We start from the raw sequence: 16,227 nt of genomic DNA, 5'->3' as shown, positions 1-16,227 counted from the left end.
CACCATGTCTGATCACGCAAAAAACCAAAAACCGGCCACCATCACCGCCCAGGCACTGGGCTGGGTTGATGACGCAACCAGGTCGGTCACACCGCCGCTTTATCCGTCGACCACGTTCGAGCGCAATACCGATCTCAGCTATCATGACGGGCGCTGCTATACGCGCGCCGATAACCCGACCTATGATCAGGCCTGCGAAGTATTAAGCACCCTGGAAGGTGGCAGCGAAACCCGCCTGTTTGCATCGGGCATGGCAGCGGCAGTTGCCTGTCTTCATGCCCTTAGCCCCGGCGATCATGTTGTCGCCCCCAAGGTGATGTATTGGGCGCTGCGCAGCTTCATGCTTGATAGTGGCGTGCGTGCCGGGCTGTCCTTTGACTTTGTCGATAACGCCGACATTGCCGACTGGGACAAGCACATTGTTGCGGGCAAGACCAAACTGGTCTGGCTTGAAACCCCGGCCAACCCGGACTGGCAGATCACCGATATTGCAGCTGTTGCCGAACTGGCGCACAAGGCTGGCGCACAGGTGGTTGTCGATAATACCATTGCCACCCCGCTTTTGACCCGCCCGATTGAATTTGGTGCCGACATCGTCATGCATTCGGCAACCAAATATCTCAATGGTCACAGTGACGTTCTGGCCGGATCGCTGACCACGGCATCAGACAGCGAATACTGGCAACGTGTGTGCAAACAGCATGCATCTGGCGGTGCGGTTCTTGGTGTGTTTGAAACCTGGCTTTTGCTGCGCGGGATGCGCACGCTTTCGATCCGTGTTGAACGGGCGTCGGCCAATGCGATGGCCATTGCCAAACATTTCGAAAACCACCCCGAAGTCGAACAGGTCCAGTATCCGGGCCTTGCAAGCCACGCCGGGCATGATATCGCGGCCAAACAGATGACGGGTGGATTTGGAGGGATGCTGTCGATCCGGGTCAAGGGCGGCGAAAAGCGCGCGGTTGATTTCCATAATCAGTGCAAACTTTTCAAACGGGCAACGTCACTTGGCGGGGTAGAAAGCCTGATCGAACATCGTTCTTCGGTCGAAGGCCCGACAAGCCCGGTTCCCGGTGATTTGCTGCGCCTTTCGGTCGGGATCGAGGATGCAGATGATCTTGTTAACGACCTGGAAACAGCATTGCGGTTAAGCAAATAAACCGAACCATCTATCAATCTGGAATTTCACGATCGATGTCAAAGCTCCCTCTTCGCTGGCTTCACGCAAATGCATTGTTTCGCAATGCCGGTGTGATCGCCGCAATTGCAGGGAGCTTTGTCTTTTCCGGGCACAGCATCGCACAGACGCAAGAACCAGCATCGGTACAAATACCAGCCGGCACCGGCAGCCATCATGTCGCCGACATCAATGCGCTGCCGCCTGCGCCCGGTCTTATTTTTGATCGGCGTGCTGGCGAATACATCATGTTTGATGAACTTGTGCGTCGTTTGTCGAACCGGAAATATATCCTGATCGGTGAAAAACACGACAACCCGATCCATCACCATCACCAGTCCCAACTGATTGATGCGCTGACAAAATCCGATCAACGCCATCGGGCCGTGGTCTGGGAAATGTTTACCCGCGATCAGCAAGGTCTTCTTGATCAAAGCTGGCAGGAGGTTCCGATCTCCGAGCTTGGGCAGGCACTGGAATGGGAAGAACGCGGTTGGCCGTCATGGCATGACTATGCCCCGATCGCCGAAATCGCCAAGACCCATGACCTGACGATGGTGGCGGGCAATCTGCCAGATGATCTTTTACGGCCAATCATTGCCGAAGGCACGGCGGCACTGCCTGCAACACTGGCGACAAAGCTTTCGCTGCCCGCCATGCCCGACGAGATTATGGAACGGTTCCGTGTTGAAATGGCCGAAAGCCATTGCAACGCCCTGCCCAAAAGCATGCTGGGTGGCTTTTCAACGGTTCAGTTCGCCCGTGATGCGTCCCTTGCCCGCGCCATGACCGATATCGCCAATACCGCCGATCATGACGGGGCATTTTTGATCGCGGGCGCCATGCATGTGCGCCACACCATTGCTGTTCCCTGGCATATCAGCCGGTTCGAACCCGGTCTTGATGCCAATGACATTGCAGTCGTCAGCCTGATCGAAGCCGACGATCCAAGCGACAATCCCCCCAAACCACAGGACTATGCCGAACGGTTCGGCAATCGGGATGATGTCGATTTCATGTGGTTTACCAATGACATGGTCCGCAAGGATCCGTGCATTGATCTTACAGTCGGGCAATAGATCCCGATAGCGGCCTGTTTACCGCCAAATATCCGGATATGCCGTATCCTGATCGGGATTACTTGATGCGCCGTGGCAGCCAGTCGGTTGTCGCCACGGGTTTGCCCTTGTGCGATCGCATGACACGCGGGCGCACGACTTCCTTTGCCTCGGGCGTTGTGGCACTTTTGCGGACCGATGCATAAAACTCCACCAGCTCCGTATATGGAATGATGGTTCCGATCCCTTCCTTATAGGCCTTGGTAAAGGGCGGATGGTTGCGCACCGTCATGCTCAGATGTTCGACCGTGTGATGACCAAATTGCGACCAGATGCTTTCAAGGAAATGGGCCGTTTTCGGGTCAATCGGTTTGAGCCGCACATCAGGACGGCTTTCTTCCATCACCGCATAAAGGTTGGGTTCGACCGGCCCGAATTCCTCGGCGACGAAGATCGCAGGCATCAGCATATTGCCGTGATAATTCGCCCCGTAATAGGCCTGGGCCAGATACAGCAAACGGTGCAATTTTTGCGGTTGCAGATATTCGTTATCGTTCAGGGCAAGATCAATGAATCTGAACGCTGCTTCGAAAACTGTGTTGAGAACCGGCTTGTTCTGCATTCCTGGCCCGATGGTCTGATGGGAAGATGCCCCATCATAAGGCCTATGTCATATGGCAACAAGCACCGGCGACTTCGATCGGGGAAATTTTGCAGGCCGATATGATCCCGCGATGATCGCCAACACCCCGGTCAAATCCGGGTCAAACCGACGCATCAAGCTGACGACCACGCACACCAACACCATGCGCCACCGCATTTACCAGCGCGTAAAAGGACGTGCCGCTATTGGCTGACAGGTCAAAGGGAATGGATGGATCAAGCATGGATGCAAAATCCTGATCAGACTGGACGTCCATCGCACCTTCGCGGTCGCTTGCCCGCCGGGCGGCAGACAATGCGCGCTGTTCGGTTCGCTGATCTTTTTGATCGCCCGGGTTGCCCTGCCCCGGCTGGCGCTTGTTCTTGCCGTCGATATAGGCATTGAACAAAATGCCGTCATCATCCGGGTTATAGGCATAATGCTGAGAGGATTCTTCGATCTGCGTACTGCGATCAACTGTCGACACACCGCGCGCACCAGCAGCCGCAAGTCGGCCATACTGGCTGACCTGTGAGGTTGTCTGTGCTGTTTGGACCGGTGTGATCATTTCCTCTTTCCTGCCGCAGGGCGGCGAACCAATTCAACCCAAGCATTATACATCAATATAATGGGGAATGGCAGAAATTTCAAAGATCCGGTGGTACTGGGCCTGTTCAGTCGCCTTCGAACTCGACCAGATGGAATTCCTCGATACCGCGGTCACGGATCTTTTGCGCCCCGCCCAGATCGGGCAGATCAATGATAAAGGCACAGGCGGCAACTTCTGCGCCAACCTTTTCAACCAGATCAATTGCCGCCAAAGCAGTTCCGCCCGTTGCAATCAGATCATCCATGACAAGAACACGGCTGCCCGGCTTGATCGCATCCTTGTGGATTTCGATCACGTCGGTTCCGTATTCCAGTTCATATTCCACACCGATGGTTTCGGCTGGCAATTTGCCCTGCTTGCGGATGGTGACAAACCCCACGCCCAGTGCAAGTGCCACCGCCGGACCAATGACGAAGCCGCGTGCTTCGATCCCGGCGATCATGTCGATTTTCTTGTCCTGAAATTCTGCGGCAAAGCTGTCGATGACTTCGCGCAGGCCGTCGGCATCTTCAAACAGGGTCGTGATGTCGCGGAACATGATCCCCTTTTTCGGGTAATCAGGAATGGTACGGATCAACGACTTAATCGACATGGGATACTCCGGCCAGCTTTCAGGTGGTTCGCATATCGCGCACACAGAACCCGGTCATATCCGGGCTTGCTGCGCATACGGCGACACTTGATGCCTGAAAGCTGCCGGAATGGCAAGCTTCATCAAAAAGCTGCACCAACGGCCGGAACGCCAAATTGCGTTCAGGCGGCGTGCGGTGTCATTGCACGTCCTTGGGCAACTCCCTGGGCACGTACATGGGCACGGTGGTTTTGCGTTCGCATTGCGACGAAATCATTTGCCAGCTTTTTGCTGATTTCCGCGCGTGTTCCGCGCGGTAGTCCGGTTTGGGCGGCCTGGCGATTGCCCCAGACCGCACGATAAAGGCGGTAATCATGGTCATTGATCTGACCGAATACTTTTTCGACTTCCATCAGAGTTTGGACGTAACTCTTTTTCATGTCAGCCATCCTGTTGCTCGTTAGGCATTCGCACATCATTGCGGCGAAGGAAATGCACCGTTTGCCGATGCGCGTTTTACAGCAGCGATATAGTCCGGTGTTCGTGGCCACTCAACTGCATGACGGTGACAAGATCAGGAAGATTTTGTGACAAACTGCCCCAATTGCAAAACCGCCCGCTTTTCGCGATGAAAAGCAGGCCGTTCATGATGTTTTTTTTTTCAATCGCAAACAAACGCGACGGGTATCAGTTTACGGTTTTTGCCGCCTGTACCTTGGCTTCTTCGTCGATCTGCTTTTGCAGCGCATCGCCATACTCGCCATAGATCCGCCCTTCGAGCGACAGCTCAAGAAACCGGATATAGTCGTTCTGATCGGTAATCTTGGCGCGTGCGACTTCGATCACGTCAAACGGGCTTGCGGCATCCAGATCGTATTTACGGATCAGACCCAGCATTTCCGCGGTGATCTGATCAAGCTTTTTGCGGGTGTCGCTATAGGAAAGCGTCATCAGCCGGTCCTGTTCATTGCAGTAGGTTGGGTGCGATACTTATTGGCCTGCTTATGCCTTTTCCATCACATCAAAACAAGCCCTGTGCAGTCTGCGTGGGGATCAATCGCGCACCGATTGCGCATCGAGTTGCCCCCCGAACCGTCCCGATATCATTGATGACTTGAGTCATATCAAGGCGGGACTTTGACGATCATGCATTGTTCCAACCATTCAGGACAATGCGAAACCGGCCGAACAAGGTGTCTGTTTCCGTCATCGCACCGGGGAATGAACATGAAAATTCTGTCTGCCTTCAATGCAATGGGCATACGCAAACGCTTTATGTGGGCATCGGCATTTGGCGTGACGTCAACCGTTGTCATTGCGCTTTTGATGATGACCGTGGTTGAAGAAAACGCGATGGACAGCAAGTTGCGTCAGCTCAGCGAAAATGAACTGACCTCATTGCATGCGCTGATCGTCAATGTCATGGCGGCCCGCCCCGATGATGTCGATGACATCGGCATTCATGTCTTCAATAACTGGTTTGACAGTCGCAATGCGGATTATCCCGGTGAACTTTGGTCGGCCTGGGGACCAACCACACAGGCATATATGGAAGAATACGGCGACAAGCCGATCAAAACCCCGCGCGACGACATTGATATCGAAGCCATCGAAACAGGCAAACTGATCGGGCGCTATACCGAAAACGGCACCTATCGCATGTCGATGCCGATTGTCCTTGGTGAAACCAAGGGGGCCGACCGCGAGGTCTGTTTTAGTTGCCATGGCGCAATGGATGCCCAGAAAGGCGACGTGATTGCCGTTCTGTCTTCAAGTCTTTCAGTTGCCGCCGAACAGGAAAAAACCAACAAAATTCTGATCGGCATCGTTCTTGGCGGTCTGGCCATTGCCATCGCCACCATTATTGGCATGCGTATATTGCTGACCCGGATCGTAACCGCACCGCTTTCCGATCTTGGCCGGGACATGACCGAACTTGCCCAGGGCAATACCGATTTTGACATCAACGCCCTGTCGCGCCGGGACGAGATCGGGCGCATGGCCAAATCGGTCGAGGTATTCCGCACCAACGCCATTGCAAAAAAACAGATGGAAGCCGAACAACAGGCCGCCTCCCAGCGGCGTGAAGAACGGATGAAAAAGCTTGAACAGCATATCGGCAATTTCGAAGGCGTCATTGCCAAGATTGTCGGTGCGGTATCAAGTTCGGCCGGTAAAATGCAAACCACGGCCAATGGTCTGGTTGAAACCGCTGACCGCGCCAGCAAAAGTGCAACCACGGTTGCCGCCGCCTCCGAACAGGCCACGGTAAATGTGCGCACCGTCGCCGATGCGGCCGACCATCTGTCTTCTTCCATTTCCAAAATTGGTGAACAGGCCGATGCCTCCACCCGGGTTGCCGCCGAGGCATCACGCGAAGCCGAACAATCATCGGAAACGGTTCAGGGTCTTTCGGAAGTTGCTGGTCGTATTGGTGAAATCGTCGCCCTGATCAGCGACATCGCCGGGCAGACAAACCTTCTGGCACTGAATGCGACGATCGAGGCCGCCCGGGCGGGTGAAGCTGGCAAAGGCTTTGCCGTGGTTGCAGCCGAGGTCAAAAACCTTGCAAACCAGACAGCCCGCGCCACCAACGAAATTGCCGATCAAATCACCGCCATTCAGGAAGAAACCGGCAAAACAGTCAGTTCCATGGCCGATATATCGGATGTGATTTCGCGCATCACCGAAATGGCCCATACCATTTCAACCGCGGTCGGCGAACAGGCCGACGCCACGGACGAAATCGCGCGAAATGTCGAACAGGCCGCTGTCGGCACCCAGGAAGTCAGTAGCAATATTGAACAGGTCAGCAACACCGTTGCCGATACCGATCACGCTGCTCATCAGGTTCTTGATGTCGCGCGTGAACTTGGATCCCTGTCTGATGATTTGCGCTCCGAAGTTGACCGTTTCCTTGCCGACATTCGGGCCACCTGACCCAGACATCCGCTTTCAAAACGGATACGTTCCGATAGTGATGCATCTGGCGACAGAACATCCCGCACAGGTTGTTTTGTCGCCAGTCTTGTATTTTGCCCCCTGCAGGCAAAAATGAAGATTTATGCAAAACATTCCGACATCTGGCACACCATACCGGGGACGGCCCCGCAGATTTTCGTTCATGCTGATTGCGATATGGGCAACCATGCTGCTTTGGGTGCCAGATCTGTATGCGTCGGATAACCGGCTGCGCAAAAGCTGCCATCAGCTGATTGTTTCCGGCCACATTGATTATCCGCCCTTCAACTATACCGAACATGAAACCTTTCGCGGGGCGTCGATTGATCTGATCCGTCTGATTGCCCGCAAAATCGGGGTTCGCGTTGAAATCCGAAATGTCGGCCCGTGGATACGGGCGGTAAAGAACCTGACGGACGGGGATATTGATCTTCTGGTAGCGATCTATAAGACGCCGGAACGCGAAGCCCGTTATCTTTATACCCTGCCCTATGCCGAAGACCCGATTGTCATGTTTACCATGGCCGATGCGGCATTTGATTTCCGCGACTGGTATGATCTTGTCGGCAAGGTCGGCGTTACCACACGCGGCGACAGTTGGGGGGCTGATTTTGATCAGTTCATCGAACAACATCTGACGATGATGCGGGTCAATACAACCGACCAGATGATCGACATGATTGCCCGAAAACGGGCAAATTATGGTGTCCAGGGGCTTTATACCCTTCAACGATCCGAACGGCGCGCATCCCTTGGCACCGACATAACCATTTCAAACACGCCGATAAAATCCGAAAAGATGTATATGGCCTTTTCCAGATTGTCGCCCTGTCGCAATCTGATCGACAAGGTCAATGCCGCGATCACCGATTTTAAAAAAGACAAAACGATCGCCCGGCTGATTTCAAACTATGTCCACCGCAACGGTTCATGAATGTTCATGACTGTTCCGGACCCTGCGGGTCTGTCTTTGCGTTGTTTTACATCCTTTTTCGATCTGCCCAAGCCATTGAAACCAAGGCACAACGCACCGTATTAGACTTTTGTTAAATTCGAAATTAACCAGACCTCAAGCTTTTATGGACCTATTCTTACGTAAAAACTTATAGAATAATTATAATTACGGGCAGGATCGCGACAATACCCCGATACGGTTGGTCGTCGGGGGAAACGACAGCTCGACTGATCGACAGATCGAGAGATCTACAGATCGACAGATCGACGCTTGGGGGATTGTGGGAACAATGTCGTTTACGACGATTTTGGGCATAATGGTTGGCCTTGGACTTTTTGTCGGATCGATCTTTATTTCGACCGACAACTACCTTGTATTTGTCAGCCTTTCGAGCGCGCTGATGGTGGTTGGCGGCACCTTGGCCGCGACCTTTATTGCCTATGAGGCGCGCTATGTTCTGTTGGCGCTTAAACTGATCTTCAAGATTTTCCGTGCCCCGCAAATGGGCCGCGGGCAACTGACCGGCGAAGTCGGCCGGGTTGTCAAATGGGGATACCTTCTTCAGAAAAAGGGCATCAACGCCCTTGAACAGGAAGCCGAACGGGTCGCCAAGGACGAACCGTTTCTGGGCTGGGCGATGGAAGTCGTGATTACCGGCTATAACGGTGATGAAACCGCCGAAATGCTTCACAACGCCATTGATAATGCCTTTGGCCGCAATCTTGTGCCGGTCTCGATTCTGAAAAGCATGGCGGCCGCCGCCCCGGCATTTGGCATGATCGGCACATTGGTCGGGCTTGTGATCATGCTTGATAAAATGGCCGATGACCCGACATCGCTTGGCGCCGGGCTTGCCATTGCGCTGATCACCACGCTTTACGGGATTGTGGCTGCGCGGTTTTTCTTTTTGCCCGCCGCCAGCAAAATTCAGCAGCGCGAAGAAATCATGCGGTTTCGCAATTATCTGATTGCCGAAGGCCTGATCATGCTGGCCGATCGCAAAGGCCCGCGCGCCATTCAGGATCGCATGAATTCGTTCCTTGATCCGGCCATTCACTTCAATATCGACAAATCCGCGAAATAGGAAAATCTGCCATGGCACGCCGCAGAAAGGGTATCCCCCGCACCGTCGAAGAAGAAGTCAACGAAGACTGGCTTGCCACCTATGCCGATGCCATCACTCTTTTGATGGCGTTCTTTGTCATGCTTGTCAGCTTTTCCAAAGTTGAATTGCCGGTGTTTGAAAAAGTCCAGGCCGGTATCGCCGAGCAGATCGGCAAACGCGATGTGGTGCGTCCGACCCAGGTTCTTGAAACCGATCTCAAGGACGTTGTGTTCAATATGGCCATGGACAGCGCGGTCAATGTATCGACCGACGACGAAGGCATTCTGATGGAAATGGGAAGCGGCGCCTTCTTTCAGCCGGGATCGGCCAATCTGACCAACGATGCTGTCCTGTTTCTAAAAGACGTCGCGGACCTTTTAAAAGAACCCCGTTATCTCGGCTTTCAGATCGAAGTCACCGGCCATACCGATGACAGCCCGATAAGTTCCCCGCGCTTTCCGTCAAACTGGGAATTGGCGGCGGGCCGTGCCATCGCCGTTGTCCGCTTTTTCGGGGCATTGGGTGTTGATCCCGACCAGAAACGCATGCGGGCAATATCATATGGCAATACCAAACCCAAACTGCCAAACAATGACGATGCAGGCAACCCGATCGAAGAAAACCGTCAGGCAAACCGGCGCATTGAAATCCGCGTATTCCCGAAATATTCACGGGTGTTCTGATCTGCCTGGCATCAGCTTGCTCCACGGGTGACTTGATAGTTCAAGGAAACATCTGACGTCCCAGGCGGGCAGCAACCAGCAAGCCTACTCGATCACCACCACCATCTCGTCACGGGCAGCAAAGGCGCCGGACCAGGTTGATTTTGCCTGTTGTTCAATGGCGCTCATAGCTGTGTCATTGTGGTCCGGATCATGATGGAACAGTGCCAGCCGTTTTGCATTGGCCGCACGACAAAGACGAATGCCTTCCTGCCAGGTGGAATGCCCCCACCCGATTTTTTGCGGGAATTCTTCGTCGGTGTAAGTGCTGTCATAAATCACCAGATCCGCATCCCGGATGAAATCGAGAATAATTTCATCAGGCTTTCCCGGTTCATGTTCGGTATCGGTGACATAGCAAACCGCCTGTCCGCCATGTTCGACCCGAAATGCGGTTGCACCATTGGGATGGCGCAGCGGTGCGGTGCGAATAACAATCCCCTCGCCCGGATGAAGATCATCACCGACAGTAAAATCCTCGAATGTCAGTTTTGACTGCATCGCCGAAAGCGGCACGGGAAAAGTCGGATTGGCCATTTGCGCGGAAAACACACGTTCAACCCCGCCCTCGTCGGTCAAATGCCCGGCCATGACATGAAAGGCCGCCTTCGGGTTATAGGCCGGAACGAAAAACGGAAATCCGTTGATATGATCCCAATGAGTGTGGGTCAGAAAGATGGTGGCTTCGGTCACCTTGCGCCGGATCAGGTCCTTGCCAAGGTTGCGAATGCCGGTCCCGGCATCAAAGATCAGCACCTTGCCCGCGACCCGCATTTCCAGACAGCTCGTATTCCCGCCATACACCACATGGTCGGGCGACGGACAGGCAATGCTTCCGCGAACTCCCCAGAATTTAACCTCAATCGACATTCAAAAGACCCCGTCCATCCGTTGACAGTGCGATACGGATCAATGCTGTAACATCCTTGAAAGATAGCATTTTATTTTCACAAACCAATCAGGGATTGCGCAAATTTGCCGGTGTGATGCAAACCTTTGTTCCGATCTCCGCATCAAAAAGCCGATCTGCCCGCCCGCAATTGACGGCAATTTCACATAAACCGATCGAATTGACATAGTGGAAAGGCTTGCCCACCGGCACGTCCGAAAATGTACGCGCCATTGGAACGACCTGATCATTCACAGCAACCGTATCTTCCGGTCCGCATGCGCGAAGTCCGGTCATGAGATTACCGTATGTATCAATGTAAATGACTTCATCAAGCTCATCAGGCCATTCCATGGCATCACCATAACGCTGATCCAAGGTCAGATCATGGCAGGCAAATTCCTGGCCGGTGGCGACACAGGCCGTGACCGGTGCGAAAATATCCCGACCATGAAAACTGGCCGAAAGGTTTTCCGGCTGCCAGTCGATACAGCGCAGCTGAACATCATCGGATTTGCGGATCACCATTTCAAACAGACCGTTATCGGGCCCGACATATGTCACGCCGTCTGCTCTGACAACGATCCCCCTGCGTGCACTGCCCACCCCCGGATCAACAACACCCAGCACCACATCACCGCGACGGAATTCACGACGAAGGGCCGCCAGAAGATAACTTGACGCCTTGGGGTTACGATCCGGCGCATCAACCATCAGATCACAAACAGCACATTCAGGCGCATTGCGCATCACGACCGAACGCATTGTCCCGCTATAGGGACCGTTCACACCAAAATCACTGAAGATAAAGATCATCTTGCCCGTACCTTCCCGTCGACAGGTCGACCAAAAACAACAACGCCGGTGGTTACGTTCATCCCCACCGGCGTCATTTCGATAAGTATATAGGGCATTTTGCCCGTGATGCCATGTGCCCTACTTCACTTCGCAGAACTGCCCGCGACGTTTGAGTTCCGCACAAAGCGAGCTGGCCGCACTGTCACTGAGCCCCGTTGCCATCAGGCGGTAAAATGTACCCTTGCCCGGAATGCTGGCCCGGGTCACCCCATGCTGAAGCGGCGCAAGCTGTGCATAACGGCCTGACAGGATTTGCCAACCGCGTTCGGCCTGCCCTTCATTGCGATAGGATGCCAGATGCACCGACTTGCTGCCACTCGCAGCAACCGGTGCGGCGGCCTTTGCCATTTCCTCGCCAGCCTGAACCGGGCGGCTTTCGCCTGTCGCCACACGGCGCACCGGTTCGCCGGAATTAAGGGTCACGACATTGCCCTTGGCCGGTTCGACGATTGCCGCTTCGATCGCATCACGTTCACGTTTGAATTCGTCCGGCGTGACCAGTTTCATATCTTGCAGATCCTCGATCCGCGCGATCTGCCGGGCCGCATCCATCAGGCCCTGCGGGGCGGGTGGCGGAACAGCACGCTGGCGCGGTTGGGCGGGCAACAACGCATCGAGGATGGCGGTGCGTTCCGCCACATGTTCCTGCACCGTGATCGCCCCGATCTGAAGCGCACGGTTCAACTGATTAAGGCGTTGCTCGACCTGTGATCCATCGGGCGGTGGATTGTTCAGGAATGCCGATGGTGCGGGCTGGCTCATGGGCAGTAACGCACCAAGATTGGCCGAACGGCGCGCAGAATATTCTTCGGGCGTGATCAGGCCGGTCGATTGCAGATTGCGCAAAATCGAAAAACGTTTTGCAATCGCCTCGTCCCCACCTGACAGTGCCGCACCGGCCGGAATGTCCATTGCGCGGGTCGGTGAACTTGTCATGACCGGCTGGGTATTGGCGGCCATCGGGGACGCGGCCATCGCCGATCCGCCCCCTGTGCCAAGCCCTGACGGGCCGGTAACGATCTGATCATTGATGCTGAGCGATCCGGGAAGACCGCGTTGCAACCGTTTGAGGTTGAATTCGGCGGCATCGCGCAACGGGCGCGGCTGTGTGCCTGATGCGGTTGACATCAAAACCGTACCCGGCGGGTTCATGGCAATCAGCGTATCATAGCCATCACGCGCACGATCCGGGCGGTTGGTATTTTGATAAAGCACCGAACGCCACAGCATCGCATGACCGTCTTGCGGATTTTTGCGCAAGGCTTCGTCAAACAGCTTTTCGGCAGATGCATAATCCCCCGTCGCCAGTTGCTGCAGGCCAAGGGCAGTATAATTGTCATCCGCAAAGGACGTCGCTTCGTCCCAAAAGTCCTGATCCAGCAGCGGCGCACAGGCCGACACCCATGAAACCATGCCGATCACGGCAATCCCCTTGCCGATTTTCAGCCAGTTCCCGGTCCGCTTTGCGGATACCTGCATGGCGCCAATCCCCTATTGTCTAAACCATGTCCCTGGAAATCATGCGGCAACATCTGGCCCAATACCAGCGAAAAACCGGCAATGATTTCCCCATATCACATTGATTTTGCATCCTGCTTGCCAAGAATTCGTTAAAGCGGCAATCACTGTTGCCCGGCTTTGCAAAAGCATCGATCCAGTTTGCCGATTAAATCCGTTTGGCAGTGCATCATGCCCTTGCTCTTTTATATCTATAATTCATATAAATAATGATGGTTCGCCCCATTAACCTGTGCTTCAGAACATTATGATTTGATCAAACTTCGTTCTTGGGTGTATGCAACCAACCCGTAACGATAAAAACAGTTTCTCTTTCAGGGGTCGCGCGTGATCGAACCGCAGCAATTTGGCCAACAGGCCCTTCAGGAATACCTGTTGCTGGATTATGTCCAACGGCTTGAAACCCGTAAATACGGGCACCGTGCCGTGCATATTCACCTGTCACGCATGAAACCGTTCCATCGCCGCGACTATCATATTCGCGTCGCGACCAATACCTTTGAAAGTTACGTCAAACTGTATGTCGGGCGCATTTTTGTCCTGACCAACAATGATCTGATTTTCGTCTGGAAAGACAAATCGATTGCCGATGTCGAACCGGCAGTCGATACATTGCGTTATCTTTTCCGTGACGACCCCCTGTCCCAGGACGAAAGCGAAGAAACCGGTTTCTGCACCTGGTACAACCTCAATACCGAATTCCAGGAATTCCTGTTGCTGTGCCAGCATCTCGACGAGCGCGCAAAGAAGTTGCAGCAAAGCAGCAACATGCGCACCGCGATGCAGCGCGAAAAGGACGAAACCCTTAAGCCGATCAACGCGGAAAACCTTGCACAGCTTGAAGAAACAATCCATTCGGCCGATCTGTCCGAACATATCCGCCAACAGCCGGTTTGCGTTTTTGCCCATGGCGGGTCAAAGGAACTGCACCCGGTCTTTGACGAATTCTTTGTATCGATCGCGGATTTGCGCAATGCCTTGATGCCCAATATCGATCTGGCATCGAACCGCTGGCTGTTTCAGCACATGACAGAAGTGCTCGATAAACGGATGCTCAATTATTTGTGCAAACGGACGTTCAAGACACATGCCAGCTCGTTCTCGATCAATCTCAATCTTGGCACCCTGACCTCCAAGGATTTTGACAAGTTTGACGAGACGGTCCGACGCAAGTGGCCCGGCAACGTGATTATCGAGCTTAATCAGGTCGATCTGTTTTCAAACCTTGAGACCTATCTCAGTGTGCGTGATGACTTCCACAAGCGCGGTTATCGCATTCTGATCGATAACCTGACGGTGGAATCCCTGTCCTTTGTCGATCGCAAAAGCCTGAAGGCCGACTTCATCAAAGTCGCCTGGCGCGAAGAAATGACTGACAACGTCATCCGCAAGAAATACGGCGAAATGGATACCCTTGTAAAAAACTCGGGCCGCGAACGCGTTATCCTGTGCCGTTGTGATACGCCGACTGCGATCAAATTCGGTCAGTCACTGGGCATCACCCTGTTCCAGGGGCGCTATATCGACAATATGATCGCCCGCCAGCGCCGCGCAAAACGCGCCCAGAAGGCCGCGCAAAAGCAAAAGTAATCCTGCCTTTTCCAAGGCACCGCAAACAAGCCGGGAATTTCCCGGCTTTTTGTTTGGCCTCCTGACAGTTACTGACAGGAACCTTGGGGTTTGAGGTGGCTTTGCGCATTTCGGCCCTTGGCATTCAAGGAACAAAAGAAGTACAAATAGGCATGTTGTACGCGCTTTGCCCCGACTGCCATCACAAATGGCGACTGCATATTGACCGGCCACTGCCCAAAAGCGGTGCGGGCTCCTATGTGCCCTGCCCGGTTTGCGGGTGCAAACGCGCGATTGCCCATGGCGAACTGCCAGACCTGTCGATCGGGCATCTTGATTGCGATGCGTTTTATGCCTCGATCGAAAAGCGCGACCGCCCCGAACTGGCCGATCAGCCGGTGATTATTGGCGGCGGACATCGCGGGGTTGTTTCGACCTGTTGCTATGTGGCGCGCAAATACGGGGTGCGTTCTGCCATGCCCGCCTTCAAGGCGCGCGAACTGTGCCCTGACGGGATATTCCTGCCGCCTGATATGAAGAAATATCAACGCGAAGGTTATCGCATTCGCGACATGATGCGCGCACTTACACCCGATATCGAACCGCTTTCGATTGACGAAGCCTTCATGGATCTGACCACGGCACAGGAAACACATGGCAAGTCCGCGGCCGAATGCCTGATTGAACTGCAATCCACCATCCGCAACGAGGTTGGCATCACGGTCTCGATCGGGCTGTCCTATAACAAGTTTCTGGCAAAGATCGCGTCGGACCTGAACAAGCCATTCGGTTTTTCCATGATCGGGGCGCAGGAAGCTGTGAATTTTCTTGCCGACAAGCCCGTGCGCATGATGTGGGGGGTCGGCCCGGCCATGGAACGCAAGCTCCATCTTGATGGCATCACCCGGATCGGACAGTTTCAGGAACTTGATATCCATGCCCTTCAGGGGCGCTATGGCAGTATTGGCAAACGGTTTTATTATTTCTCGCGCGGGCAGGACAATCGACGGGTTGAACAAAGCACCGAACGCAAAAGCCTGTCATCGGAAACGACATTCAATGACGATATCGCCGATCTTGCACAGCTTACCGATATTGCCACCCGCCTGACCGCGCGCGTGGCAAGCGACCTTGCGCGTAAGGAAATTGCGGGCCATACGGTGGTGTTGAAACTGAAATCGGCCGATTTCAAAACCCGTACCCGCAACATGCGCCTGACATATCCGACCATCCGCGAGGATGTCATTCTTGATGCGGCACTTACCTTGCTGAAAAAGGAAGTCGACGGCACGAAATACCGGCTTCTGGGGGTCGGGGTTGCTGACCTGTTTGCCGCGGACCAGGCCGACCCGGTTGACCTGTTTGCCGAACCGGCATCACCGGACAATCCCGCTGCCCCGCAAGACACCCCGACCGATGCCCCCCGCCCGCGCAAGGCCATCGAACTGCCCCGACCCACTGCCGAACAATTGCGCGAAAGCCTGACCCGGCGGTTTCGGCTGCATAAACGCAAGCCGGTCCAAAAACGGTTCCCGTTCTGAACAATTGCATCATTTAAGCTGTAATTGATTTCTCTGGTTGTTGTAATGCG

At 54.2% G+C, this 16,227-nt stretch carries 16 protein-coding genes; 8 read left to right on the top strand and 8 right to left on the bottom strand.

Features of this window, described 5'->3' with window-relative positions; translation table 11 throughout:
* Positions 1 to 4 precede the first annotated feature (4 nt).
* Positions 5 to 1,159: a PLP-dependent aspartate aminotransferase family protein gene (locus AUQ42_RS11760; protein ID WP_068519280.1), complete on the top strand. Its 1,155-nt coding sequence runs from the start codon at positions 5 to 7 to the stop codon at positions 1,157 to 1,159.
* A gap of 35 nt (positions 1,160 to 1,194) precedes the next feature.
* A complete protein-coding gene (locus AUQ42_RS11755) occupies positions 1,195 to 2,256 on the top strand; it encodes a ChaN family lipoprotein (RefSeq protein WP_082817831.1) in 1,062 nt (353 codons plus the stop codon).
* A gap of 58 nt (positions 2,257 to 2,314) precedes the next feature.
* Here AUQ42_RS11755 and AUQ42_RS11750 read toward each other — a convergent pair whose 3' ends face one another.
* The 5 genes from AUQ42_RS11750 to AUQ42_RS11730 all read right to left on the bottom strand — a co-directional run bounded on the left by AUQ42_RS11750 (position 2,315) and on the right by AUQ42_RS11730 (position 5,010).
* Positions 2,315 to 2,857 (bottom strand): Panacea domain-containing protein, encoded by a 543-nt coding sequence (locus tag AUQ42_RS11750; RefSeq protein ID WP_068519279.1) that lies wholly within the window; start codon positions 2,855 to 2,857, stop codon positions 2,315 to 2,317.
* Positions 2,858 to 2,999: 142 nt separating this feature from the next.
* Positions 3,000 to 3,446, bottom strand: coding sequence for a hypothetical protein (locus tag AUQ42_RS11745; protein WP_068519278.1), 447 nt, complete (start codon positions 3,444 to 3,446; stop codon positions 3,000 to 3,002).
* 106 nt (positions 3,447 to 3,552) lie between these two features.
* Positions 3,553 to 4,080 carry an adenine phosphoribosyltransferase gene (locus AUQ42_RS11740; protein ID WP_068519277.1) on the bottom strand — a complete coding sequence of 176 codons (528 nt, stop codon included), beginning with the start codon at positions 4,078 to 4,080 and terminating at the stop codon, positions 3,553 to 3,555.
* A gap of 161 nt (positions 4,081 to 4,241) precedes the next feature.
* On the bottom strand, positions 4,242 to 4,499 hold the full coding sequence (locus AUQ42_RS11735; protein WP_156480878.1) for a hypothetical protein: 258 nt from the start codon (positions 4,497 to 4,499) through the stop codon (positions 4,242 to 4,244).
* Between the two features lie 247 nt (positions 4,500 to 4,746).
* Entirely contained in the window at positions 4,747 to 5,010 is a 264-nt protein-coding gene (locus tag AUQ42_RS11730) for a hypothetical protein (protein ID WP_068519275.1), read from the bottom strand.
* Between the two features lie 276 nt (positions 5,011 to 5,286).
* On the opposite strand from AUQ42_RS11730, the gene AUQ42_RS11725 reads away from it, so the two are divergent.
* From AUQ42_RS11725 to AUQ42_RS11710, 4 genes are all read left to right on the top strand, one after another.
* Positions 5,287 to 6,999: a methyl-accepting chemotaxis protein gene (locus AUQ42_RS11725; protein ID WP_068519274.1), complete on the top strand. Its 1,713-nt coding sequence runs from the start codon at positions 5,287 to 5,289 to the stop codon at positions 6,997 to 6,999.
* A 184-nt stretch (positions 7,000 to 7,183) separates the two neighbouring features.
* Positions 7,184 to 7,954 carry an ABC transporter substrate-binding protein gene (locus tag AUQ42_RS11720; RefSeq protein WP_068519273.1) on the top strand — a complete coding sequence of 257 codons (771 nt, stop codon included), beginning with the start codon at positions 7,184 to 7,186 and terminating at the stop codon, positions 7,952 to 7,954.
* A gap of 310 nt (positions 7,955 to 8,264) precedes the next feature.
* Positions 8,265 to 9,059 (top strand): motility protein A, encoded by a 795-nt coding sequence (locus AUQ42_RS11715; protein ID WP_068519272.1) that lies wholly within the window; start codon positions 8,265 to 8,267, stop codon positions 9,057 to 9,059.
* An 11-nt stretch (positions 9,060 to 9,070) separates the two neighbouring features.
* Complete coding sequence (locus AUQ42_RS11710; RefSeq protein ID WP_068519271.1) at positions 9,071 to 9,763, top strand: flagellar motor protein MotB; 693 nt, start codon at positions 9,071 to 9,073, stop codon at positions 9,761 to 9,763.
* 84 nt (positions 9,764 to 9,847) lie between these two features.
* On the opposite strand, the gene AUQ42_RS11705 is transcribed toward AUQ42_RS11710, so the two are convergent.
* The 3 genes from AUQ42_RS11705 to AUQ42_RS11695 all read right to left on the bottom strand — a co-directional run bounded on the left by AUQ42_RS11705 (position 9,848) and on the right by AUQ42_RS11695 (position 13,028).
* A complete protein-coding gene (locus AUQ42_RS11705) occupies positions 9,848 to 10,672 on the bottom strand; it encodes an MBL fold metallo-hydrolase (protein ID WP_068519270.1) in 825 nt (274 codons plus the stop codon).
* Between the two features lie 88 nt (positions 10,673 to 10,760).
* Entirely contained in the window at positions 10,761 to 11,507 is a 747-nt protein-coding gene (locus AUQ42_RS11700) for an S-adenosyl-l-methionine hydroxide adenosyltransferase family protein (RefSeq protein WP_068519269.1), read from the bottom strand.
* Between the two features lie 120 nt (positions 11,508 to 11,627).
* Positions 11,628 to 13,028, bottom strand: coding sequence for an SPOR domain-containing protein (locus AUQ42_RS11695; protein ID WP_068519268.1), 1,401 nt, complete (start codon positions 13,026 to 13,028; stop codon positions 11,628 to 11,630).
* A gap of 366 nt (positions 13,029 to 13,394) precedes the next feature.
* On the opposite strand from AUQ42_RS11695, the gene AUQ42_RS11690 reads away from it, so the two are divergent.
* Positions 13,395 to 14,657, top strand: a complete 1,263-nt coding sequence (locus AUQ42_RS11690; protein ID WP_068519267.1) for an EAL domain-containing protein — start codon at positions 13,395 to 13,397, stop codon at positions 14,655 to 14,657.
* 152 nt (positions 14,658 to 14,809) lie between these two features.
* Entirely contained in the window at positions 14,810 to 16,177 is a 1,368-nt protein-coding gene (locus tag AUQ42_RS11685) for a DNA polymerase IV (RefSeq protein WP_068519266.1), read from the top strand.
* Positions 16,178 to 16,227 lie beyond the last annotated feature (50 nt).

The organism is Thalassospira sp. MCCC 1A02491, assembly GCF_001613785.1.
GTDB classification, from domain to species: Bacteria; Pseudomonadota; Alphaproteobacteria; order Rhodospirillales; family Thalassospiraceae; genus Thalassospira; species Thalassospira povalilytica.
Note: the sequence above shows the minus strand (reverse complement) of the source record. Positions and strands in the feature narration are given on the sequence as shown.

What these genes read in the sequence shown, in the direction of transcription:
- AUQ42_RS11740 (WP_068519277.1), bottom strand. Translation starts at nt 4,080, where the DNA reads ATGTCGATTAAGTCGTTGATCCGTACCATTCCTGATTACCCGAAAAAG.
- AUQ42_RS11695 (WP_068519268.1), bottom strand. Translation starts at nt 13,028, where the DNA reads ATGCAGGTATCCGCAAAGCGGACCGGGAACTGGCTGAAAATCGGCAAG.
- AUQ42_RS11750 (WP_068519279.1), bottom strand. Translation starts at nt 2,857, where the DNA reads ATGCAGAACAAGCCGGTTCTCAACACAGTTTTCGAAGCAGCGTTCAGA.
- AUQ42_RS11700 (WP_068519269.1), bottom strand. Translation starts at nt 11,507, where the DNA reads ATGATCTTTATCTTCAGTGATTTTGGTGTGAACGGTCCCTATAGCGGG.
- AUQ42_RS11710 (WP_068519271.1), top strand. Translation starts at nt 9,071, where the DNA reads ATGGCACGCCGCAGAAAGGGTATCCCCCGCACCGTCGAAGAAGAAGTC.
- AUQ42_RS11730 (WP_068519275.1), bottom strand. Translation starts at nt 5,010, where the DNA reads ATGACGCTTTCCTATAGCGACACCCGCAAAAAGCTTGATCAGATCACC.
- AUQ42_RS11715 (WP_068519272.1), top strand. Translation starts at nt 8,265, where the DNA reads ATGTCGTTTACGACGATTTTGGGCATAATGGTTGGCCTTGGACTTTTT.
- AUQ42_RS11720 (WP_068519273.1), top strand. Translation starts at nt 7,184, where the DNA reads ATGCTGATTGCGATATGGGCAACCATGCTGCTTTGGGTGCCAGATCTG.
- AUQ42_RS11685 (WP_068519266.1), top strand. Translation starts at nt 14,810, where the DNA reads ATGTTGTACGCGCTTTGCCCCGACTGCCATCACAAATGGCGACTGCAT.
- AUQ42_RS11745 (WP_068519278.1), bottom strand. Translation starts at nt 3,446, where the DNA reads ATGATCACACCGGTCCAAACAGCACAGACAACCTCACAGGTCAGCCAG.
- AUQ42_RS11755 (WP_082817831.1), top strand. Translation starts at nt 1,195, where the DNA reads ATGTCAAAGCTCCCTCTTCGCTGGCTTCACGCAAATGCATTGTTTCGC.
- AUQ42_RS11705 (WP_068519270.1), bottom strand. Translation starts at nt 10,672, where the DNA reads ATGTCGATTGAGGTTAAATTCTGGGGAGTTCGCGGAAGCATTGCCTGT.
- AUQ42_RS11725 (WP_068519274.1), top strand. Translation starts at nt 5,287, where the DNA reads ATGAAAATTCTGTCTGCCTTCAATGCAATGGGCATACGCAAACGCTTT.
- AUQ42_RS11735 (WP_156480878.1), bottom strand. Translation starts at nt 4,499, where the DNA reads ATGAAAAAGAGTTACGTCCAAACTCTGATGGAAGTCGAAAAAGTATTC.
- AUQ42_RS11760 (WP_068519280.1), top strand. Translation starts at nt 5, where the DNA reads ATGTCTGATCACGCAAAAAACCAAAAACCGGCCACCATCACCGCCCAG.